Origin of the sequence: Pseudomonas sp. P1.31, from assembly GCF_001269815.1 — a bacterium.
Taxonomy (GTDB): Bacteria; Pseudomonadota; Gammaproteobacteria; order Pseudomonadales; family Pseudomonadaceae; genus Aquipseudomonas; species Aquipseudomonas rustica.
Genome location: NZ_LHVN01000039.1, coordinates 1 through 22,502, shown reverse-complemented (window position 1 = coordinate 22,502; position 22,502 = coordinate 1). Strand labels below are relative to the sequence as shown.

The window sequence follows — 22,502 nt, the reverse complement described above, 5'->3', positions numbered from 1 at the left end:
AGCATGGTAGCGCAGATGGCAGGCCCTTAGGGGGTTGGTGTCTGGGCTGACGCAATCGCGGGCAAGCCTTGCTCCTACAGATCAGGCGCAAGACCCGTAGGAGCAAGGCTTGCCCGCGAAGGCATTGGCTCAGGCGCCGACGATCCCGCCGTCCTCACGGGTAATCGCCATCACCGACGACCGCGGTTTGCCATTCGGCAAATGCTCAGGGAACGTCGACCCACCGTTCTCCCCCGGATGCTGAATCCCGACAAATAGCGTCTTCTGATCCGGCGAGAAGCTGATCCCCGTCACCTCGCAACCAATCGGCCCGACCATAAACCGGCGAATCTCACCGGTCACAGGGTCGGCGCACAACATCTGGTTATTGCCCATTCCAGCAAAATCCCCGGCGTTGCTCGAATCGCCGTCAGTCAGAATCCACAAGCGCCCGGCATCGTCAAAACCCAAACCATCGGGGCTGTTGAACATGTTCTGTGGGGTGATGTTCGACGAACCGCCCTTCGGCGTCCCGGCGTGCACACCCGGATTGCCGGCGACCACAAACAGATCCCAGGCGAAGGTGTTCGAGCCGTGATCATCACGGTCGGTGCGCCAGCGCAGAATCTGCCCGTAGACATTCTTCTCACGCGGGTTCGGCCCGCCCACCGGTTGCCCGTCTTCGCCACGTTTGGCGTTGTTGGTCAGGGTGCAATAAACCTGGCCGTCCTTGGGGCTGACGACGATCCACTCCGGGCGATCCATGCGCGTGGCACCGACGACACTGGCGGCGAGGCGCGCGTGAATCAGCACTTCGGCCTGATCGGCAAAACCGCTGCTGGCGTCGATGCCGTTTTTGCCGTGGCTCAGTTCGATCCACTGGCCCTGGCCTTTCGGGTGGTCGGGGTTACTGTCGCCGGCGTCGAACTTGGCTACGTACAAAGTGCCGTGATCGAGAATGTCGCGATTGGCCTTGGCGTTGCGGTGGTTGATCTTGTCGCGGCTGACGAATTTGTAGATGAACTCGCCGCGCTCGTCGTCGCCCATGTACACCACGGCGTGGCCGTCAGCGGTTTCCGCCAGTGCGGCGTTTTCATGTTTGAAGCGGCCCAGCGCGGTGCGTTTGACCGGTGTCGATTGCGGATCGAACGGATCGATCTCGACCACCCAGCCGTGACGGTTGAGCTCGTTGGGATTCTTCGCCATGTCGAAGCGCGGATCGTGCGGGTGCCAGTTGATCTCTTTGCTGGTGGCGACCACGCCGTAGCGTTTTTGCGCGGCGTCGAATTTCAGCTCGGCGTTGCTGCTGCCGAAACAGTCGGTGAAGTTTTCTTCGCAGGTCAGGTAAGTGCCCCACGGCGTTTTGCCGTTGGCGCAATTCTGAAAGGTGCCGAGGACTTTTTTGCCGCTCGGGTCGGCGCTGGTTTTCAGCAACGCGTGACCAGCCGCCGGGCCGCCAATGCGCAACGGCGAGTTGCCGTGAATGCGGCGGTTGTAGCGCGAGCCCTGAACGAACTGCCACTGACCACTCTTGCGCTGCACTTCAATCACCGACACGCCTTCACAGGCCAGCGCCTTGCGCACTTCTTCGGCCGACTGCGGCATGCCGCCGTGCGGGTAGAGGTAGCGATAGTTGGTGTATTCGTTGTTGATCGCCATCAGAGCGCGGTTTTTGTCATCGGGGAAGGCGAACAGGCTCATGCCGTCGTTGTTGTCGCCGAACTGCACTTCCTGTGCGGCGGCGCTGCCGTTGCCACTCGGGTCAAAGGCCGGGCCGTTCTTGCTCAGCGGCTGGCCCCAACTGATCAGCACCGAAGACTTGTAGCCTTTGGGCAGGCTGATGACGTCGCTGGTCGCGGCGGGAATGCTGTCGAAACCGAGCAGGCTGCTATTGCCGGCGCTGACGCTGGCGGCCAGCACGCTGCGGCTCAGCAGGTTACCGCCAAGGAACATCGCCGCGCCGCACAACGCGCCGGCGCTGATGAAGCCGCGACGGCTGAGGCCGACCATTTTTTCCAGGTCAGTGGATTGATTTTCTTCTAATAGGCTCACGTCAGGCTCCCTGCTTGGTTTGGCAGCCACCTTAATCAGGGTCTATGACGTTTTTGTTGCAGGCGCGATTTAGAGCGGCGTACCGATCAACACATTCGACGGCGAGAACTGCACCTGCACCGGTTGTTCGACGGTCAGCCCACGGGTGCGCAAATCCAGCGGCTCAGCCAGCGCGCAGAGTGTGTGGCCGTTGGGCAGGGAGATTCGCACTTCACTCGGGCCGTCTTCGGCGTCGAGAATCGCTTCGATGGTGCCGGTGAGGAGATTGTGTCCCGGCGTTGCAGATTGTTCAGCGGTGAGCAATTCCAGCCAGCCAGCCTTGATCAGCGCGACCACTTCGGTACCGTTTTGCAGTTCAAGGTGCACGGTGCTGTCGTGGGTGATCTGTGCGTCGAGGCACAGGCCTTCGGCCAGTTCGAGACGGATCAAGTCATTGCGGCCCTGCGCTTCGATGGCGATGACTTTGCCGTGCAACTGATTGCGCGCGCTGGTTCGCAGCATCAATCGGCCGAGCAGATCGAGATCGCTGGCGTCTTCCGCCGCTTCCAGCACCTGCGCCTGCAAGGCTTGCAGCTTTTGATACAGACGCAGCACGCGTTCGCCTTCGCTGGACAGCTTGGCGCCACCGCCGCCCTTGCCACCAACGGCACGTTCGACCAACGGTTTCTGCGCCAGATTGTTCAGCTCATCGATGGCGTCCCACGCGGCTTTGTAGCTCAGGCCGGCGCTTTTTGCGGCGCGGGTGATCGAGCCTTGTTCGGCGATGTGTTGCAGCAGGGCGATACGCTGCGGACGACGGACGATGTGCTGGGAGAGCAGGGAAGGCATGGACATGAAGGGGTGCTTCTTTAGCCGTGGCGGTGGGGAGTGAAGTTGGCTGCTTGCCACGCGAGAGTCAAGCCCAACACCGCTCTTGTAGGAGCAGAGCTTGCTCGCGAAGGCGGTCTGTCAGATGCAATAAATGTGTCGCCTGTGCTGACGCCTTCGCGGGCAAGCCTTGCTCCTACGGGGGGTGGGTCAGGTTTGGTGACCGGGTTTTGGCGTGCGCGCGAGGCAGTAGACGTCAACTCTTGCTGCACCGGCATTCATTAGCAATCGGGCTAACGCTTGGGCCGTGGCGCCGGTGGTCAGCACATCATCGACCAACGCCAGATGCCGGCCTTGGACATTGGCGTCAGGATCCAGACTGAACGCTTCACGCAAGTTACGTTTGCGCGCTTTGGCGTCGAGATCCTGCTGGGCGCTGGTGTTTTGCACCCTGTGCAGCATCCGTTCCTCACAGGGCAAATCCAGCGACGCGCTCAACCATCGCGCCAGCATCGCCGCCTGATTGAAGCCCCGTTGCCGCAAGCGCTGTTTCGCCAGTGGCACCGGCAACAACACATCCGGCCTCGGCAGGTCTTCTTCGAAGCGATGTTGCAGGTATTGCCCGAGAACGTCGGCGAGTAGGTGGCCAAACGGCCATTTCGCGTTGTGTTTAAACCGCGTAATCAAACTGTCGACCGGGAAACCATACAGCCACGGCACAACCACCTGTTCGAACGCCGGCGGCTCTAGCAGGCACTCGCCGCAGGTAAGGCCCGCGGCGGCCAGCGGCACTGCGCAGGTCACACAATGATCTCCGAGCCACGGCAGTTCAGTTTCGCAAGCGACGCAAATTGGCATTTCTGCTTCTGCGGCCTCATCGCACAACAAACATGTCTGTACGTTTTTTAAACAGATGTAAACCGACCCTTTGTATCGTGGTTGACAGCGCATGACTCTTCCTTAAATATGCCGAACATCCGTGTAGCGCCTGTGGGTATTCCGTTTCCCCAGTCGCGAACCAAGCATAACCAAGGAATTACCCATGAGCGCGAGCACCACCGCCACCCTGCGTCACGACTGGTCTTTGGCCGAAGTCAGAGCACTCTTCGTACAGCCCTTCAACGACTTGCTGTTCCAGGCGCAAACGGTGCACCGCGCGCATTTCAACGCCAACCGCGTGCAGGTCTCGACCCTGTTGTCGATCAAGACCGGCGCTTGCCCTGAAGACTGCAAGTACTGCCCGCAGTCCGGGCACTACAACACCGGTCTTGAAAAAGAAAAGCTGATGGAAGTGCAGAAAGTCCTCGAAGAGGCGGCACGTGCCAAGGCTATCGGCTCGACGCGGTTCTGCATGGGCGCGGCGTGGAAGCATCCATCGGCGAAAGACATGCCGTACGTGCTGAAAATGGTTGAAGGCGTGAAAGCCATGGGCCTGGAAACCTGCATGACTTTGGGCCGTCTCGATCAGGATCAGACCGAAGCACTGGCCAAGGCCGGCCTCGATTACTACAACCACAACCTCGACACGTCGCCTGAGTTCTACGGCAGCATCATCACCACCCGCACTTACAGCGAGCGCCTGCAAACGCTGGCCTACGTGCGTGAGTCGGGGATGAAGATCTGCTCGGGCGGCATTCTCGGCATGGGCGAGTCGCTGGACGATCGCGCCAATCTGCTGATCCAGTTGGCCAACCTGCCGGAACACCCGGAATCGGTGCCGATCAACATGCTGGTGAAAGTCGCCGGCACGCCGCTGGAAAACGCCGAAGACATCGACCCGTTCGACTTCATCCGCATGCTCGCGGTGGCGCGCATCCTCATGCCGCAATCCCACGTGCGCCTGTCCGCTGGCCGCGAAGCGATGAATGAGCAGATGCAGGCCCTCGCGTTCTTTGCCGGTGCCAACTCGATTTTCTACGGCGACAAGTTGCTGACCACTGCCAACCCGCAGGCGGACAAGGACATGCAACTGTTTGCGCGTCTGGGCATCCAGCCGGAAGCGCGTGAAGAGCATGCGGACGAGGTTCACCAGGCGGCGATCGAGCAGGCGCTGGTGGAGCAGAAGAGCAGCGAGCAGTTCTACAACGCTGCCGTCTGATCGCCCCACGGATTCCATGTAGGAGCTGCCGAAGGCTGCGATCTTTTGATCTTGTCTTTTAAAAAACAACATCAAAAGATCGCAGCATTCGGCAGCTCCTACACAGTCATTTTTCAGATGTGAGGCCTGCATGTCTTTCGATCTCGCCGCACGCCTTGCTGCCCGTCGTGCCGAAAATCTCTATCGCCAGCGCCCGCTGCTTGAATCCCCGCAGGGGCCGGAAGTGGTGGTCGATGGCCAACCGTTGCTGGCCTTCTGCAACAACGATTACCTTGGCTTGGCCAACCACCCGCAAGTCATCGAAGCCTGGCGCGCTGGCGCTGAACGCTGGGGCGTCGGTGGCGGTGCCTCGCATTTGGTGATCGGCCACAGCGGCCCGCACCACGCCCTCGAAGAAGCCTTGGCCGACCTCACCGGTCGCCCGCGTGCGCTGCTGTTCACCACCGGTTACATGGCCAATCTCGGCGCGGTCACGGCGCTGGTCGGGCAGGGCGATACGGTGCTGGAAGACCGCCTCAATCACGCCTCGTTGCTGGATGCCGGGTTGTTGTCCGGCGCGCGTTTCAATCGCTATCTGCACAATGACGCCGAGAGTCTGGCCAAGCGCCTGGAGAAAGCCACCGGCAATACGCTGGTGGTCACCGACGGTGTGTTCAGCATGGACGGCGATCTGGCCGATTTGCCGGCTCTCGCCCGCGCAGCCAAGGCCAAAGGCGCGTGGCTGATGGTCGATGACGCGCACGGTTTCGGCCCGCTCGGCGCGAATGGCGGCGGCATCGTCGAACATTTCGGTTTGAGCCAGGAGGATGTGCCGGTGTTGGTCGGCACCCTCGGCAAAGCCTTTGGCACGGCTGGCGCTTTCGTCGCCGGCAGTGAAGAACTGATCGAAAGCCTGATCCAGTTCGCCCGCCCATATATCTACACCACCAGCCAGCCACCGGCGCTGGCGTGTGCAACGCTGAAAAGTCTGGAACTGCTGCGCACTGAACACTGGCGCCGCGAGCATCTGCAGACGTTGATCCGCCAGTTCCGCCATGGCGCCGAGCAGATCGGTCTGGAGCTGATGGACAGCTTCACGCCGATTCAGCCGATCATGATTGGCGACGCCGGCCGTGCGGTGCGGTTGTCGCAGATGTTGCGCGAGCGCGGGCTGATGGTTACTGCGATTCGTCAGCCCACCGTGCCTGCCGGCAGTGCGCGTTTGCGCGTGACCCTGACCGCTGCGCACAGCGAGGCGCAGGTGCAGCTATTGTTAGAAGGACTGGCCGATTGCTTTGCCCAACTCTCGCTGGAGCCAAGCCATGCGTGATCGCCTGATTCTGTTGCCCGGCTGGGGCCTCGGCGTGTCGCCGATGGAGCCTCTGGCCGCGGCGTTGCAAGGCCTCGATCAACATCTGAAAGTCGACATCGAGCCGCTGCCGGAACTGGATTCCAGTGACCTGCAAGACTGGCTCGACGAACTCGATGAAAGCATTCCTCAGGATGTGTGGCTCGGCGGCTGGTCGCTGGGCGGCATGCTCGCGTCCGAGTTGGCGGCGCGGCGTGGTGAGCATTGCTGCGGGTTACTGACATTAGCGAGCAATCCTTCTTTCGTAGCCCATGTGCAGTGGCCGAGTGCGATGGCGGGCGAGACCTTCGACGCGTTTCTCGCCGGTTGCCAGGCCGACTCGCGCACCACTCTTAAACGGTTTTCGCTGCTGTGTGCTCAGGGCGCGCAAGACCCGCGCGGCTTGTCGCGATTGTTGCTCGGCGGCGCGCCGAATACCGCGCCGTCAGCATTGATGGCCGGGCTGGAATTGCTCGCACAGATCGACACCCGCGATGCGCTGCAGGCGTTTCGCGGCCCGCAGTTGCATCTGTTTGGCGGGCAGGACGCGCTGGTGCCGGCGGAAGCAGCGGGAGAATTGTTCACTTTGTTGCCGGATATTGAAATTGGTCTGATCGAACAGGCCAGTCATGCGTTTCTTCTGGAAGACCCCCACGGACTGGCGGGCGCGATCCAGGCTTTTTTACATGAGTGCGGTGATGACTGATTTGTCTCTTGTGCTGCCTGGCGGCTTGCCTGACAAGCGTCAGGTCGCAGCCTCTTTTTCTCGTGCAGCGGCCAGTTACGACAGTGTCGCCGAGTTGCAACGTGATGTCGGTACACAGTTGATTCAGCGTTTGCCAACGGATTTTGTCCCGGCGCGCTGGCTGGATCTCGGTTGTGGCACCGGTTATTTCACCCGCGCGCTGGCTTCGCGGTTTGCCGAGGGCCACGGGCTAGCGCTGGACATTGCCGAGGGCATGCTCGATCACGCGCGGCCATTGGGCGGTGCCGAGCATTTCATCGCCGGTGATGCGGAGCGGTTGCCGTTGCAGGATTCGACCTGTGATCTGATCTTCTCCAGCCTCGCGGTGCAGTGGTGTGCGGATTTCGAGGCGGTGCTCAGCGAAGCCTTTCGCGTGCTGAAACCGGGCGGAATTTTTGCGTTTGCTAGTCTTTGTGTAGGAACGTTGTTTGAGTTGCGCGACAGTTGGCGGCAGGTCGACGGGCTGGTGCACGTCAACCGCTTCCGCGAGTTCGCCCGTTATGAGCAATTGTGTGCAGCGAGTGGCTTGCGCACGCTGAGTCTGCAGAATCAGGCGCATGTGCTGCATTACCCGGATGTGCGCAGCCTGACCCATGAATTGAAAGCGTTGGGTGCGCACAATCTGAATCCGGGGCGACCGGGCGGTTTGACCGGGCGCGCGCGGATTCTTGGGTTGGTCGAAGCTTACGAGCAGTTCCGTGAGGCGTCGGGATTGCCGGCGACTTATCAGGTGGTCTACGCCGTGTTGGAGAAACCCGTATGAGCGCAGCCTATTTCATCACCGGAACCGATACCGATGTCGGCAAGACCACGGTGGCCGCCGGGTTGCTGCACGCGGCGCGCTCGGCCGGGCTGAGCACGGCGGCGGGCAAACCAGTGGCTTCTGGCTGCGAAGTGACGCCCAGGGGTTTGCGCAACTCGGATGCGTTGGCGCTGTTGGCCGAGTGTTCCGTGCCGCTGACTTATCAACAGGTCAATCCGGTGGCGTTCGAACCGGCGATCGCGCCGCATCTGGCGGCGCGTGAAGCGGGTGTGGCGTTGACCGTGCAATCGCTGCTGGCGCCGATGCGCGAGATTCTGGCGATGAATGCCGATTTCACTCTGATCGAAGGTGCAGGTGGCTGGCGCGTGCCGTTGGCCGATCAGGATAATTTGTCGGATCTGGCGATTGCGCTGAAGCTGCCGGTGATTCTGGTGGTCGGCGTGCGCTTGGGCTGCATCAGTCATGCGCTGCTGACAGCTGAGGCGATTGCCCGGGATGGTCTGCAACTGGCGGGGTGGGTGGCGAATATCATCGATCCGAAGACGTCGCGGCTGGAGGAGAATCTGGCGACATTGGCCGAGCGGATCCCGGCGCCGTGTTTGGGCCGGGTGCCGAAACTCAAGGCGTTGAGCGCAGAGGCGGTGGCCGATCATCTGCAACTGGATTTGCTCGACTAAGTTTTTCACTATGAGCAGGCACTGTGCCATTAGTGTTTTTGACGGGCGTTTTTCTGGCGCGTCTGCTTCAATGACGGCTATTGATCCTTCCCAGGGATGAGAACCGTTATGGAAATCTCCGGTAACACAGCTTTTTATGCGGGGCTGAGCTCGATTCAGAGCGGGCAGAACCGTGTGGATCAGGCTGCCAGCCAGATCGCCAACACCACCATCGAACGTTCGGTCACCAGCCAGTCCTCGGAAGCTCAGGTTGATCGTCTGCGTGGCGTCGATCGCAGCCAGCAAATGGATCCGGGCAGCGACATGGTGCAGATGGCGCAGGGTAAATTCCAGGTGGATCTGGGCGCGAAGGTCGTCAAGGCATCCGACGAAGTGCTCGGTACGATCATCGATACGTTTGCCTGATTGCTTCTTCATCTGTCTGCTGAACGCCGCGCCTTGTCGCGGCGTTTTTCGTTGTAAGTCCTTCTCCCTCAACTAATCTTTTTTCAGCGCCCGTGGCTCGTTCGAGTCCATGGCGGTTTGCTGTGTCCGGCGTTTGAAAGCTGCGATGACGAACGGCAAAAGATCGACGCTTGACAAGATTTCAGCGTAAACGTATGTTTCAAACAACTGTTTGACCGTCACAACAAATCAACACGGTCGTTCATTCCCGGTTACATCAGCAGAGGTTTATCGCTATGCCTGACTACAAGGCCCCCTTGCGTGATATTCGCTTCGTTCGTGACGAGCTGCTCGGCTACGAAGCGCACTATCAGAGCCTTCCGGCTTGCGCAGACGCGACTCCGGACATGGTTGACGCCATTCTCGAAGAAGGCGCCAAGTTTTGTGAGCAGGTACTGGCACCGCTGAACCGCGTGGGCGACCTCGAAGGTTGCACCTGGAGCGAGTCCGGCGTGAAAACCCCGACGGGCTTCAAAGAGGCTTACAAGCAATTCGTTGAAGGCGGCTGGCCAAGCCTCGCTCACGACGTTGAGCACGGTGGCCAAGGCCTGCCGGAGTCGCTGGGTCTGGCCGTGAGCGAAATGGTTGGCGAAGCCAACTGGTCGTGGGGCATGTACCCAGGCCTGTCGCACGGCGCGATGAACACCATCTCCGAGCACGGCACACCAGAGCAGCAAGAAGCCTATCTGACCAAACTGGTCTCCGGCGAATGGACCGGCACCATGTGCCTGACCGAACCGCACTGCGGCACCGACTTGGGTATGCTGCGCACCAAGGCCGAACCTCAGGCCGATGGTTCCTACAAAGTCTCCGGCACCAAGATCTTCATCTCGGCCGGTGAACACGACATGGCCGACAACATCGTCCACATCGTGCTGGCCCGTCTGCCGGACGCACCGGCTGGCACCAAAGGCATCTCGCTGTTCATCGTTCCCAAGTTCATGCCGAATGCCGATGGCACCGTCGGTGAGCGCAACGCAGTGACCTGCGGTTCGCTGGAACACAAGATGGGCATCCACGGCAACGCCACTTGCGTAATGAACTTCGACGGCGCTACCGGTTTCCTGATCGGCCCGGCGAACAAAGGCCTGAACTGCATGTTCACCTTTATGAACACTGCACGTCTGGGTACCGCGCTGCAAGGTCTGGCCCACGCCGAAATCGGTTTCCAGGGCGGCCTGAAATACGCTCGCGATCGCCTGCAAATGCGCTCGCTGACTGGCCCGAAAGCGCCGGAAAAAGCCGCTGACCCTATCATCGTGCACCCTGACGTTCGCCGCATGCTGTTGACCATGAAAGCGTTCGCCGAAGGCAACCGTGCGATGGTGTACTTCACCGCCAAACAGGTCGACATCGTCAAATACGGCGTCGATGAAGAAGAAAAGAAGAAAGCCGACGCACTGCTGGCTTTCATGACCCCGATCGCTAAAGCGTTCATGACCGAAGTCGGTTTCGAATCCGCCAACCACGGCGTTCAGATCTACGGCGGCCACGGCTTCATCGCCGAGTGGGGCATGGAGCAGAACGTTCGCGACAGCCGCATTTCGATGCTGTACGAAGGCACCACCGGTATCCAGGCACTCGACCTGCTCGGCCGTAAAGTGCTGATGACCCAAGGCGAGGCTTTGAAAGGCTTCACCAAGATCGTCCACAAGTTCTGCCAGACCAACGAAGGCAACGAAGCCGTTGCAGAATTCGTTGCACCGCTGGCGGCAATCAACAAGGAATGGGGCGAGCTGACCATGAAGGTCGGTATGGCTGCCATGAAAGATCGCGAAGAAGTCGGCGCGGCCTCCGTGGACTACCTGATGTACTCCGGTTATGCCTGCCTGGCTTACTTCTGGGCCGACATGGCCCGTCTGGCAGCTGCGAAGCTGGCAGAAGGCACTGGCGACGCAGCGTTCTACACCGCCAAGCTGCAAACCGCGCGCTTCTACTTCCAGCGCATCCTGCCGCGTACCCGTACCCACGTGGCCACCATGCTGTCGGGCGCCAACAACCTGATGGACATGAAAGAAGAAGACTTCGCGCTGGGCTACTAAGCCTTAACGCAGTCTTCTGAAAAACCGCTGTACCTTCGGGTGCAGCGGTTTTTTTTTGCGCTGGATTTGTCCCCAACTCTGGGGATGTTTCCCCAGCAGAAACGGTGAGCTGAAATCGCGCGGCACCAGCGTTTATTGATTCAAAATGTTTCTCGGGAGGATGGCCAATTAATTGCACTGCGCTGATTGACCGGCGCTCACGAGAAATCCTCTGCTGTTCCACGACACCTCTCGCCCGGCGACTTCATGACAACAACCGTCAGGGTGAAGCACATGAACATCAGTCGACTTGTCTGGCTACCCCTCGCACTCGCAGCTTCCGGCGCAATGGCCGCAACGCCCGCCGAAGTGGATCCTCCGGTACCGGAAGTGCCGCGCCTGCAATCGCTGCGCGGCATGCTGCCGCCCGATCCGTCGGGGACAGAAGGCGGGCGCAAGGTCGACTTGATGACCGACTACGTGCTCAACCGCTCCGCCGCGATTCTGCTCGGTAAAGCGCTGTTCTGGGACATGGAGGTCGGCAGCGATGGCGCCACCGCGTGCGCGTCCTGCCACTACCACGCCGGCGTCGATCACCGCATCACCAACCAGCTCAACCCCGGCCAGGCGCATACCAACGCCAACGTCGCCTCGATTTTCAACAAGCCCTTTGTGGCCTCCGACATCCCCGGTGACGTGGCGTCCTACGCGACCTTGTCCGGTGGCAAGGGCGGGCCTAATTACACGCTGAAGAAAACCGACTTTCCGACCCATGTGCTGAGCAATCCACTGGATCGCAACTCGCCGATCGTTTATTCAAGCGACGACGTGGTCGGCTCCCAAGGTGTATTCGACGCCAACTTCGTCAAACCCAACCAGCCGCGTTTCGACAAATGCACCCAGCAGCCCGATGGCATCTTTCAGGTTGGCGGCATCAATGTGCGCCGCAGCACCGGACGTAACGCGCCGTCGGTGATCAACGCGGCGTTCAACGTGCGCAACTTCTGGGACGGTCGCGCGAATAACGTGTTCAACGGTTTTTCACCGTTCGGCAATCGCGATCCCGATGCCGGGATTTACGTGACCGCCGAACGCAGTACCGTGGCCAGCAAAGTCCGGCTGGCGCTCAATGACGCCTCCGCCGCATCGCAAGCGGTGGGCCCGCCCGGTAGCGGGGTGGAAATGTCCTGTGGCGGCCGCACCTTTGCCGACATCGGGCGGCGCATGCTCGATCAGTTAATGCTCAAGCAACAACGGATTTCCTCCAACGATTCAGTACTCGCTTCAGTTTCCGGCGCGCGGCGTCCGACCTATCGCGAACTGATCAAGAACGCCTTCCAGCCACGCCTGTGGAACGCCACGCAAAACGTGTTGGTGGGCGGCGCGCCGTACACGCAGATGGAAGCTAATTTCCCGCTGTTCTTCGGCCTGGCGATTCAGCTGTACGAATCCACGCTGATCTCCGATCAAGCGCCGATCGATGCCTACCTGCAGGGCGATTCAACCGCAATGAACGCGCAGCAAGTCGAAGGCATGAACCTGTTCCTCAATAAGGGCAAATGCGTCAACTGCCACGGCGGCCCGGAGCTGACCAACGCTGCCAGCCGTTTGCTGATGCACCCGCGTGAACGCATCGAGCGCATGGTCATGGCCGACAATCTCACTACGCTCTACGACAACGGCTTCTACAACACCGGCGTGCGCCCGACCTCCGAAGACCTGGCGCTTGGCGGGTCAGATGCGTGGGGCAATCCATGGTCGTTCAGCCGTCAGTACAACAAGTTGCTGCAGGGCGGCAGCATTGCCGATCCGCTGGACGTTGATGTCTGCACCTTCGAAGCACCGCTCAGCGCCGCGATCCCCTGCGACGCCACGCTCAAACCCAACGTCAACTTCCGCGATTCGGTCGACGGCGCCTTCAAAACCCCGACCCTGCGCAACATCGCGCTGACCGGGCCGTACTTTCACAACGGCAGCCGCGCGACGCTCAAGCAAGTGATGGAGTTCTACAACCGTGGTGGCGACCGCCGTGGTGAGGACGCCAACAACACCAGCGGTTTCGAACACCCGTCGGCCAATCAGCACAACACCTCGAACCTCGATCCGGACATGACCAACCTCAACCTGACCCCGGACGAGATCGATGCACTGGTGAAATTCATGGAAGTCGGCCTGACCGATCCGCGCGTGGCCTGGGAGCGGGCGCCGTTCGATCATCCATCGCTGGTCATTCCGCAGGGCCATATCGGTGATGAAAATGCGGTAACCCAACGTCCGGCCAGTCCGAAGGTCACGACTCGCCAGGCAGCGGATGCTGCGCTCAATCTCAAGCCTTACGGTGCCGAAGGTCGCAGCCCGGCGGAGGGCCCGTTGCTGCCGTTCTACAACGATCTTTGAGGGGGATTTTCCGGGCTGGCCATCAGTAATGATGGCCAGCACGTCGAGCAAGGTAAAAAACTGAGCAAATCGCTCAGAATCCCGGGCCTTCTGCCGTTAAAGAGACTGCATGTGATCTGGATCACATTGTGTGTGCTTAACTGCATGCATTGCAGGCACAATGCCATTACTTTGCCAGACGGTCGGAGCTTTACCCTTGCCGCGTTCTTCCGCTGTACGTTTCAGTCATTTCCTACCCTCACTGCTGTTGTTACTTGCGGGGTTGGCGGCTGCGTACGTCAAAGACCTCAACGTATTCTTCACTTCGCTGTTCAACGTGTTGCCGACGTTGGTGCTGTTGCTGGGCGGGGCTTATTGCGCGGTTTACCGCCGCCAGCGCGAACTGTTTCTGATGCTCACGGTGTACATCGCCTATTTTTTGCTCGACACCCAGACCGACTATTACCGCGACAACGGCAAGGTGCGCGACGATGCTGCGGTGGTGTTTCATCTGGTTTGCCTGCTGCTGCCGTTGTTGTTCGGCCTGTTTGCGGCGTGGCAGGAACGCACGCATCTGTTTCAAGACATGGTGGCGCGTTTCGCCGTTTTACTCGCCTTCGGCAGCGTCGCATTGGGGCTTGAGCAAAGTTATCCCCAGGCGTTGCTGATCTGGCTTTCCGAGATTCGCTGGCCGGCACTGCATGGCGCATGGATGAGCCTGATCCAGCTCTCCTATCCAGTGTTCATCTCGGCATTCCTGCTGCTGGCGTGGCAATACTGGCGCAACCCGCGTCCGTTGCACGCGGCGCAATTGGTCGGTTTACTCGGCGTGTTCTGGATGCTGCCGAAAACTTTCATCCTGCCGTTCACCCTGAACATCATGTGCAGCCAGGTGATGTTGATGATCGCCGCTGCCGTTGCGCACGAGGCCTATCAAATGGCCTTCCGCGACGAGTTGACTGGTTTGCCGGGACGCCGCGCGCTCAACGAACGCATGCAGCGCCTCGGACGCAACTATGTGCTGGCGATGAGCGACGTCGACCACTTCAAGAAATTCAACGACACCCACGGCCACGATGTTGGTGATCAGGTGCTGCGATTAGTCGCCAGCAAGCTGTCGAAAATCAGCGGTGGCGGTAGGGCGTATCGCTATGGCGGTGAGGAATTTGCCCTGGTGTTCGCAGGCAAAACCCTTGAGGAGTGCATGCCGCACCTGGAAGTGATCCGCGAATCGATTGCGTCCTACAACATTCAACTGCGCAATCAGGAAAACCGTCCGCAGGATGATCAGCAAGGTCGTCAGCGTCGTGCCGGTTCCGGCGCGTCGAGTGTGTCGGTGACGGTGAGCATCGGCGTCGCCGAACGTCTAGAACAACGCACGCCGGAGCAAGTCCTGAAATCCGCCGACGAAGCGCTCTACAGCGCCAAAGGTGCAGGGCGAAACTGCGTCGTCGCATTCGGCCAGAACCGTCGTGGCGCGGTGCGCATGGGCACGGCCGCAGGTTGAGTGATGACGGCGCATTCAGCGTCTGCACAATGATTGTGGGGCGTGTTGGTCGGCAGTAGGTTGAAGCAATCTGCTGACGGAGAAGCCACCATGCCTGAGTACAAAGCCCCGCTGCGCGACATGCGCTTTCTGATCGATCACGTCTTCGACTTCCACGCCAACTACGCCGCCCTCGGCGCGGATGACGCGAGCCCGGACATGATCAATGCGATCCTTGAAGAGGGCGCGAAGTTCTGTGAGAACGTTCTGGCACCGCTCAATCGCAGCGGTGACGAAGAGGGCTGCCATTTCGACAATGGCGTGGTGACAACGCCTACAGGCTTCAAGGAAGCTTTCGCACAATACGTCGAAGGCGGCTGGCACGGTCTGGCGGCGGATCCGGTGTATGGCGGTCAAGGCCTGCCGAGTTCGCTGGGGCTGGTGATCAGCGAGATGGTCGGCTCCAGCAACACCTCGTGGGGCATGTACCCGGGCCTGACCCACGGCGCAATGTCGGCCATCCATGCCCACGGCACCGCCGAGCAAAAAGAAACCTACCTGAGCAAACTCACCGCCGGCCAATGGACGGGCACCATGTGCCTGACCGAAGCGCATTGCGGCACCGATCTGGGCATCATCAAAACCCGCGCCGTGCCTCAGGCTGACGGCAGTTACGCGGTCACCGGCAGCAAGATTTTCATCTCCGCCGGCGAGCACGACATGAGCGACAACATCATCCATCTGGTGTTGGCGAAACTGCCGGACGCGCCAGCCGGGACCAAGGGCATCTCGCTGTTTATCGTGCCGAAGTTCTTGCCGGACACGGCGGGCGAAGCAGGCGAACGCAACGATGTTTCCTGCGGTTCGATCGAACACAAGATGGGCATCAAGGCTTCGGCCACCTGCGTGCTCAACTTCGATGGCGCCAAGGGCTACCTGATCGGCGAGCCGAACAAGGGCCTCAACTGCATGTTCACCATGATGAACCACGCACGGCTCGGCACCGGCATGCAGGGTCTGTGTCTGGGCGAGGCGAGTTTCCAGGGCGCGATCAAATACGCCAACGACCGTTTGCAGATGCGCTCGTTGACCGGCGCCAAAGCACCGGACAAAGCCGCCGATCCGATAATCGTCCACCCGGACGTGCGGCGCATGTTGCTGACCATGAAAGCCTTTAACGAAGGCAACCGCGCGCTCACCTATTTCACCGCGCAACTGCTCGATACCGCGCACCTGAACAGCGATGCCGAGGCGCGTCAGGAGGCTGAAGACCTGCTGGCGTTCCTCACGCCGATCTGCAAAGCATTCATGACCGACAGCGGGCTGGAAGTGACTAACCTCGGCATGCAGATATTTGGCGGCCACGGTTTTATTCGCGAGTGGGGCATGGAGCAATTGGTGCGCGATTGCCGGATTGCGCCGATCTACGAGGGCACCAACGGCATTCAGGCGCTCGATCTGCTCGGGCGCAAGGTGCTCGGCAGTCAGGGCAAGTTGCTGCGTGGGTTTACCAAGATCGTCCACAAGTTCTGCGCGGCCAACGCCGAGCATCCGCAGTTGGGCAGCTTCGTTGCGCAGCTCAACGAGCTGAATCAGCAGTGGGGCGATCTGACCATGAAGGTCGGCATGGCGGCGATGAAGAACCCGGATGAAGTGGGCGCGGCGTCGGTGGATTATTTGATGTACAGCGGTTACATCATTCTCGGGTACCTGTGGTTGCGCATGGCGTTGGTGGCGCAGGCGCAACTGGAGGCGGGCGAGGGTGAGGCGGATTATCTGCGTGGGAAATTGGCGACGTGCGAGTTTTACTTCAAGCGACTGTTGCCACGTACGGCGGCGCATCGGGCGGCGATTGAGGCGGGGAGTGATTGTTTGATGAAGTTGCCGGCTGAATTGTTTTCTCTGTAGGAAAAAGCAAAAGATCGCAGCCTTCGGCAGCTCCTACAGGGAATTTGGGGTTGGCGGGGCTGCGATTTTTTTCGGTGACTAAAAATAACAAATCAGTCACTGGTTGACCCTATGTGTCGCAAAAGTTGTTGAGGTACACTCGGGCTCAACGAAAACACCCTTCACGAATAACCTGTTTAGATCTTGCGAGGTTTGCCATGGCTGACTACAAAGCGCCGCTGCGCGATATGCGCTTCGTCCTCAATGAAGTGTTCGAGGTCGCCAAACTCTGGGCCGAACTGCCGGCCCTGGCCGAAACCGTCGACGCTGAAACCGTTGAAGCCATTCTCGAAGAGGCCGGCAAGGTCACCAGCAAAAGCATCGCGCCTTTGAGCCGTGCCGCTGACGAAGAAGGCTGCCACTGGGCCGACGGCGCCGTCACCACCCCGGCCGGTTTCCCACAGGCTTATCAGACTTACGCCGAAGGCGGTTGGGTCGGCGTTGGCGGTGATCCAGAGTTCGGCGGCATGGGCATGCCCAAAGCCGTGTCGGCGCAAGTCGAAGAAATGGTCAACTCCGCCAGCCTGTCCTTCGGTCTGTACCCGATGTTGACCGCCGGCGCCTGCCTGTCGATCAACGCCCACGCCAGCGAAGAGCTGAAAGCCGCGTACCTGCCGAACATGTACGCCGGCGTCTGGGCCGGTTCGATGTGTCTGACCGAGCCGCACGCCGGCACCGATCTGGGGATTATTCGTACAAAAGCCGAGCCTCAGGCCGACGGTTCCTACAAGGTCAGCGGTACCAAGATCTTCATCACCGGTGGCGAACACGACCTCACCGAAAACATCATTCACCTGGTGCTGGCGAAACTGCCGGACGCCCCGGCAGGCCCGAAAGGCATCTCGCTGTTCCTCGTGCCGAAGTTCATGGTCAATGCCGACGGCAGCCTCGGCGCGCGCAACCCGGCGAACTGCGGTTCGATCGAACACAAAATGGGCATCCAGGCCTCTGCGACCTGCGTGATGAACTTCGACGAGGCCGTGGGTTATCTGGTCGGCGAGCCGAACAAAGGCCTCAACGCGATGTTCACCATGATGAACTACGAGCGTCTGGGCGTCGGCATCCAAGGCCTGGCGACCGGCGAGCGTTCGTATCAGAACGCCGTTGAATATGCGCGCGACCGTCTGCAAAGCCGTTCGCCAACCGGCGCGCAGAACAAAGACAAAGTCGCTGACCCGATCATCGTCCACCCGGACGTGCGGCGCATGCTGCTGACCATGAAAGCCTCGAACGAAGGCGGCCGTGCGTTCTCCACTTACGTGGCGATGCAACTCGACACCGCCAAGTTCAGCGAAGACGCCACCACCCGCAAGCGTGCGGAAGATCTGGTTGCACTGCTGACGCCGGTAGCCAAGGCGTTCCTCACCGATCTGGGTCTGGAAACCACCGTGCACGGCCAGCAGATTTTCGGCGGCCACGGCTATATCCGCGAATGGGGCCAAGAGCAATTGGTGCGCGACGTGCGCATCACCCAGATCTACGAAGGCACCAACGGCATTCAGGCGCTGGATCTGGTCGGTCGCAAGATCGTCGGCAGCGGCGGCGCGTTCTACAAGCTGTTCGCTGACGAAATCCGCCACTTCACTGCCACCGCGAGCGCCGATCTGGGCGAATTCACCAAGCCACTGAACGATGCCGTCAACACCCTCGACGAGTTGACCTCGTGGGTGCTGGATCGCGCGAAAAACAACCCGAACGAAATCGGCGCGGCCTCGGTCGAATATCTGCAAGCGTTTGGCTACGTTTCCTACGCGTACATGTGGGCACTGATGGCCAAGGCTTCGCTGGGCAAAGAAGCGCAGGACGATTTCTACGCGAGCAAGCTCGGCACCGCACGCTTCTACTTCGCCCGTTTGCTGCCGCGTATTCACTCGTTGAGCGCGTCGGTGAAGGCTGGTAGCGAGTCGTTGTTCCTTTTGGATGCGGCGCAATTCTGACGATGTAACGTCATGTAAGCATTTGCTTACATGACGTGCTGCTGTTCTCCCATATGCGTGGATTGGATCCACGGCTAATCTATATTTCATGGACGTCGCGCAGGAAGCGCAAAGCAACAACACGGACACGTAGGATTCTGCCAGGGTGGCGGAGTGAAATGGATGTCAGGGAAACAGTCTGCAAAGCCCCGCTTCGGCGGGGTTTTCTTTTGCCTGCAGAAAAGTGCTCAGACCAAAGGATCGAGCGGCGGCCTGACTTCGCGCTCCATCACTTCTTCCAGCAATGTCTGCAACAGCGCCAACGGTGCCTGCTGACGTTGCACATCGCGACAGACCAGCCCAACTTTCAGTGGCACCCGTGGTTCGCTCAGCGGTTTCCACAGCAGATCCTGATCGTCGTATTCCTTCTGCGAACGCCCCGGCAACACTGTCGCCAGTTTGGTGTGCGGCAGACTGTCGAGAATCCCCACCATATTGTTCAGCTCGGCTTGCACCTGCGGGCGACGTCCGAGGGCGGTCAGTTGCGCCTGCCAGATCTGGCGGATCTGGAATTCTTCACCCAACAGCAACATCGGCAGCTCGGCGGCCTGGCGCATCGAGACTTTCTTGAATTCGCGCAACGGATGATCCGCCGGGATCACCAGCGTCAGTTCATCTTCGTAGAGCATCACGCCATGCAGGCCCGGTTGGCGCGGCGGTAGATAACTGATGCCAATATCCAGCGAGCCATTGAGCAAACGTCGCTCGATCTCAAGTCCGGTCAATTCATAAATCTGCACCACCAGATGCGGCTGCGCTTTACGCACCCGCTCAAGCATTTGCGGCACCAGACTGGTGTGAACCGTTTGCAACACGCCGATCGCCAGCGTGCGCAAGGCCTGGCCCTTGAAGTTGCCCAACGCCTCGCGCGCCCGTTGCAAACCGTCGAGTAGCGGCAACGCGTGGTTATACAAAGTGTGCGCGGCGAGGGTTGGCAGCAGGCGTTTGCTGCTGCGTTCGAACAGAGTGACGTCGAGGTTCTGTTCGAGCTGGCGGATCTGCTGTGACAGCGCCGGTTGCGAGATCGACAGGCGCTCCGCCGCCCGGCCGACATGGCCTTCTTCGTAGACCGCGACGAAATAACGCAGTTGTTTGAAATCCATAAGTAATACTTATCGAAAATGCTGGAAAAACGAAATGGCCCGAAGCCGTCAGTGAGCCTAGTCTAACCGCATTCACAAGGCTTACAGGGCCAGAAAGCGCGATGAATAGCGATCGCTTCGACAGTGTTTACATAGGCAGTTCAAAACACCTCAAACGAGGTTTTTTGCAATGAATCTGTTCAGTTTGCGGCGCCAGACGCCGAGTCTTGATGACCTCGCTTTCGAGGCCAATCCATCTGACCCTAATGAAAATCTCAGCGCCGAGCGCCTGATGCCTAGCGTCGAACGGCCGCAACAGGTATTCGTCCGTGGTCAGGGTTCGTGGCTATGGGACAGTAACGACCGCGCTTACCTGGATTTTTCCCAAGCCGGTGGCGCCAACAGCCTCGGCCACAGCCCTTCGGCGCTGGTGAAAGCCATCAGCAGTCAGGCGCAGGCGCTGATCAATCCCGGTTTCAATCTGCACAATCGCGGCATGCTCAGCCTCGCCGAACGCCTGTGCGCCGCGACCTCCAGCGATCAGGCTTACCTGCTCAACAGCGGTAGCGAGGCCTGTGAAGCGGCGATCAAACTGGCGCGCAAGTGGGGCCAACTGCATCGCGGCGGCGCGTCGCGGATTATTGTTGCGAAGCAGGGTTGTCATGGTCGAAGTCTGGCAACGATTTCCGCCTCGGACAGCTGCAACCTGCACAACCGTTTCGCGCCGCTGCTGCCGGGTTTTGATCTGGTGCCGTTCAACGATTTAACGGCGCTGCATGCGGCGGTCGATGCGCAGACCGTGGCGATCATGCTGGAGCCGATCCAGAGCGATGCCGGTGTAATCCCGGCCACCGAGCATTACCTCAAGGGTGTCGAGCGTCTGTGCCGTGAACTGGGCATTCTGCTGATCCTCGACGAAGTGCAAACCGGCATCGGCCGCTGCGGCACGTTGCTCGCCGAACAGTCCTACGGCGTACGGGCCGATATCGTCGTGCTCGGCAAAGGGCTTGGCGGCGGTGTGCCGTTGGCCGCGTTGCTGGCACGGGGCAAAGCCTGCTGTTTCGAAGCAGGCGAACTCGGCGGCACCCATCACGGCAACGCACTGATGACCGCGGCCGGTCTGGTGGTGCTCGACAGCGTGCAAGACCGCAGCTTTCTCGAACAGATCAACGACAACGGCCAACATCTGCGCGAAGGCCTGGCCCGATTGGCGCACCGCTACGACCACGGCGAACTGCGTGGCCAAGGCCTGTTCTACGGACTGACCCTGTCAGACGATTCCGCCGAAGCCGTCGTCCACGCCGCCCTGCACGAAGGCCTGCTGCTCAACGCCCCGCAAGCCAACTGCCTGCGCTTCACCCCGGCGCTCACCGTGAGCAAAACCAACATCGACGAAATGCTCCTGCGCCTCACCCGCGCCTTCGCCCGTGTGCGCACCGCACAACTGCAATGCCGCAAAGGGATTGCCGTCTGAGCTGAAGTTTCCTACCCAATTTAAAGAACCGTCTCGCGGTATAACGCACGCCCCACGCCTGATTCTTTTGGCGTGGGGCGTTTTTTTTGTGGCCGGGTTTTGCAGGTGGCAATTAGTCCTTGAGTGTTCGTGGTACGAATGGTTTTTTAGAAAGCGCCAGCAGGGAATGCGGGTTAAGGCCGATCGATATTTTCGAGACGGATGGCTTTGTAATCTATACCACTGGGTGGTATGTTTTTTGGGAAGGGATACCGATGTCATTCAGGCTGTTCAAAACCAAAGGTTTTGCGATACGAGCCGGCAAGGCATGGATCAGCGACGAGGAGCTTCGGGAGGCGTTTTGCCAGATGCTTGCAGGTCAGGCTGATGATCTAGGTGGTGGCGTCTGGAAGAAGCGTTTGGACGCTAATCGTCATCGCTCGATTGTTTTGGCGAAGGGAGGGCGCTATTGGATCTATCAAGTGCTGTTCGCCAAGAAGGATCAGAGCAACATCAGTTCCACTGAACTGAAAAATTTACGAACGTTAGCCAAAGCGTACGCGCAACTGACCGATGAGCAGATTCGGGATTTGTTGGCGATTAAGGAGTTTGTGGAGATATTTCATGAGTAAGAAATTCAAAAGTGAAGTTTTTGAATCGATACACGAGTCAGCCAGTGCTCTTCTGGCTGTCGGAGCAATCAGCAAGGCAACCATGCGGGAGTTTGATGAGTCTTGCCTGGCAACGGTGCCAGAAGCGATCCCAGCCGATCAGATCAAGGCGCTACGCGAGCGCAATAATGTCAGCCAGCCGGTATTCGCACGGTATTTGAATACCAGTGCATCGACGATTAAACAGTGGGAATCGGGAGACAAACACCCAAGTGGGATGGCCCTCAAGCTGCTGAGTATCGTGCAGAAGCATGGGCTGAAAATTCTGGCTTAAGGCGGTGGGCAGCTATTGCACTGAACCCTGACGAACGGCGCGGGTCGATTAGCTTGTATGGCTCAGGTGAGCCAACCCCCATTCAGGAGCTGCCCCATGGATTTTATTCGGATCATCATCGCTATTCTGTTGCCGCCACTGGGTGTGTTTCTGCAGGTCGGGTTTGGCGGGGCGTTCTGGTTGAACATTCTGCTGACGTTGTGCGGGTATATTCCGGGGATCGTGCATGCGGTGTATATCATCGCCAAGCGCTGAGCCAGATGCATGCCCTGTAGGAGCTGCGGCACGCTGCGATCTTTTGATTTTGATTTGAGGATCAGGATC

At 59.7% G+C, this 22,502-nt stretch carries 19 protein-coding genes; 15 read left to right on the top strand and 4 right to left on the bottom strand.

What is annotated here, in order from left to right:
* Nucleotides 1-129: 129 nt before the first annotated feature.
* The 3 genes from AD669_RS24765 to AD669_RS24755 all read right to left on the bottom strand — a co-directional run bounded on the left by AD669_RS24765 (nucleotide 130) and on the right by AD669_RS24755 (nucleotide 3,789).
* Nucleotides 130-2,031 carry a PhoX family phosphatase gene (locus AD669_RS24765; protein ID WP_053124473.1) on the bottom strand — a complete coding sequence of 634 codons (1,902 nt, stop codon included), beginning with the start codon at nucleotides 2,029-2,031 and terminating at the stop codon, nucleotides 130-132.
* Between the two features lie 69 nt (nucleotides 2,032-2,100).
* Complete coding sequence (locus AD669_RS24760; protein ID WP_053124471.1) at nucleotides 2,101-2,865, bottom strand: TOBE domain-containing protein; 765 nt, start codon at nucleotides 2,863-2,865, stop codon at nucleotides 2,101-2,103.
* Between the two features lie 183 nt (nucleotides 2,866-3,048).
* Nucleotides 3,049-3,789 carry a ComF family protein gene (locus tag AD669_RS24755; RefSeq protein ID WP_053124467.1) on the bottom strand — a complete coding sequence of 247 codons (741 nt, stop codon included), beginning with the start codon at nucleotides 3,787-3,789 and terminating at the stop codon, nucleotides 3,049-3,051.
* A gap of 91 nt (nucleotides 3,790-3,880) precedes the next feature.
* On the opposite strand from AD669_RS24755, the gene bioB reads away from it, so the two are divergent.
* The 11 genes from bioB to AD669_RS24700 all read left to right on the top strand — a co-directional run bounded on the left by bioB (nucleotide 3,881) and on the right by AD669_RS24700 (nucleotide 18,659).
* On the top strand, nucleotides 3,881-4,936 hold the full coding sequence (gene bioB, locus AD669_RS24750; protein WP_008084274.1) for a biotin synthase BioB: 1,056 nt from the start codon (nucleotides 3,881-3,883) through the stop codon (nucleotides 4,934-4,936).
* A 130-nt stretch (nucleotides 4,937-5,066) separates the two neighbouring features.
* The gene (gene bioF / locus AD669_RS24745) at nucleotides 5,067-6,245 is read left to right on the top strand and encodes an 8-amino-7-oxononanoate synthase (RefSeq protein ID WP_053124465.1); all 1,179 of its coding nucleotides are present in this window, start codon (nucleotides 5,067-5,069) and stop codon (nucleotides 6,243-6,245) included.
* Nucleotides 6,238-6,969, top strand: coding sequence for an alpha/beta fold hydrolase (locus tag AD669_RS24740; RefSeq protein WP_053124463.1), 732 nt, complete (start codon nucleotides 6,238-6,240; stop codon nucleotides 6,967-6,969). Before bioF ends, AD669_RS24740 begins: the two co-directional genes overlap by 8 nt.
* The gene (gene bioC, locus AD669_RS24735) at nucleotides 6,962-7,771 is read left to right on the top strand and encodes a malonyl-ACP O-methyltransferase BioC (RefSeq protein WP_053124462.1); all 810 of its coding nucleotides are present in this window, start codon (nucleotides 6,962-6,964) and stop codon (nucleotides 7,769-7,771) included. The genes AD669_RS24740 and bioC overlap by 8 nt, the downstream gene beginning before the upstream one ends.
* On the top strand, nucleotides 7,768-8,448 hold the full coding sequence (bioD, locus tag AD669_RS24730; RefSeq protein WP_053124460.1) for a dethiobiotin synthase: 681 nt from the start codon (nucleotides 7,768-7,770) through the stop codon (nucleotides 8,446-8,448). The genes bioC and bioD overlap by 4 nt, the downstream gene beginning before the upstream one ends.
* Nucleotides 8,449-8,556: 108 nt before the next feature.
* Complete coding sequence (locus AD669_RS24725; protein WP_053124459.1) at nucleotides 8,557-8,853, top strand: hypothetical protein; 297 nt, start codon at nucleotides 8,557-8,559, stop codon at nucleotides 8,851-8,853.
* 275 nt (nucleotides 8,854-9,128) lie between these two features.
* The gene (locus AD669_RS24720) at nucleotides 9,129-10,934 is read left to right on the top strand and encodes a phenylacyl-CoA dehydrogenase (RefSeq protein ID WP_053124457.1); all 1,806 of its coding nucleotides are present in this window, start codon (nucleotides 9,129-9,131) and stop codon (nucleotides 10,932-10,934) included.
* Between the two features lie 273 nt (nucleotides 10,935-11,207).
* Nucleotides 11,208-13,310: a cytochrome-c peroxidase gene (locus tag AD669_RS24715; protein ID WP_053124454.1), complete on the top strand. Its 2,103-nt coding sequence runs from the start codon at nucleotides 11,208-11,210 to the stop codon at nucleotides 13,308-13,310.
* Nucleotides 13,311-13,506: 196 nt separating this feature from the next.
* Nucleotides 13,507-14,796, top strand: a complete 1,290-nt coding sequence (locus tag AD669_RS24710; RefSeq protein ID WP_053124452.1) for a GGDEF domain-containing protein — start codon at nucleotides 13,507-13,509, stop codon at nucleotides 14,794-14,796.
* A 90-nt stretch (nucleotides 14,797-14,886) separates the two neighbouring features.
* A complete protein-coding gene (locus AD669_RS24705) occupies nucleotides 14,887-16,683 on the top strand; it encodes an acyl-CoA dehydrogenase C-terminal domain-containing protein (protein ID WP_053124449.1) in 1,797 nt (598 codons plus the stop codon).
* A gap of 197 nt (nucleotides 16,684-16,880) precedes the next feature.
* Nucleotides 16,881-18,659, top strand: a complete 1,779-nt coding sequence (locus AD669_RS24700) for an acyl-CoA dehydrogenase C-terminal domain-containing protein (protein ID WP_053124447.1) — start codon at nucleotides 16,881-16,883, stop codon at nucleotides 18,657-18,659.
* Nucleotides 18,660-18,886: 227 nt separating this feature from the next.
* Here the strand turns inward: AD669_RS24700 and AD669_RS24695 are convergent, their stop codons facing one another.
* Nucleotides 18,887-19,801: a LysR family transcriptional regulator gene (locus AD669_RS24695; RefSeq protein WP_053124445.1), complete on the bottom strand. Its 915-nt coding sequence runs from the start codon at nucleotides 19,799-19,801 to the stop codon at nucleotides 18,887-18,889.
* 169 nt (nucleotides 19,802-19,970) lie between these two features.
* Here AD669_RS24695 and AD669_RS24690 point away from each other — a divergent pair, with 169 nt between their 5' ends.
* The 4 genes from AD669_RS24690 to AD669_RS28305 all read left to right on the top strand — a co-directional run bounded on the left by AD669_RS24690 (nucleotide 19,971) and on the right by AD669_RS28305 (nucleotide 22,433).
* Entirely contained in the window at nucleotides 19,971-21,254 is a 1,284-nt protein-coding gene (locus AD669_RS24690; protein WP_053124443.1) for an aspartate aminotransferase family protein, read from the top strand.
* A 254-nt stretch (nucleotides 21,255-21,508) separates the two neighbouring features.
* Nucleotides 21,509-21,865 (top strand): type II toxin-antitoxin system RelE/ParE family toxin, encoded by a 357-nt coding sequence (locus AD669_RS24685; protein WP_053124441.1) that lies wholly within the window; start codon nucleotides 21,509-21,511, stop codon nucleotides 21,863-21,865.
* On the top strand, nucleotides 21,858-22,178 hold the full coding sequence (locus tag AD669_RS24680; protein ID WP_053124440.1) for a DNA-binding transcriptional regulator: 321 nt from the start codon (nucleotides 21,858-21,860) through the stop codon (nucleotides 22,176-22,178). Before AD669_RS24685 ends, AD669_RS24680 begins: the two co-directional genes overlap by 8 nt.
* A 96-nt stretch (nucleotides 22,179-22,274) precedes the next feature.
* On the top strand, nucleotides 22,275-22,433 hold the full coding sequence (locus tag AD669_RS28305; protein ID WP_003228885.1) for a YqaE/Pmp3 family membrane protein: 159 nt from the start codon (nucleotides 22,275-22,277) through the stop codon (nucleotides 22,431-22,433).
* Nucleotides 22,434-22,502 lie beyond the last annotated feature (69 nt).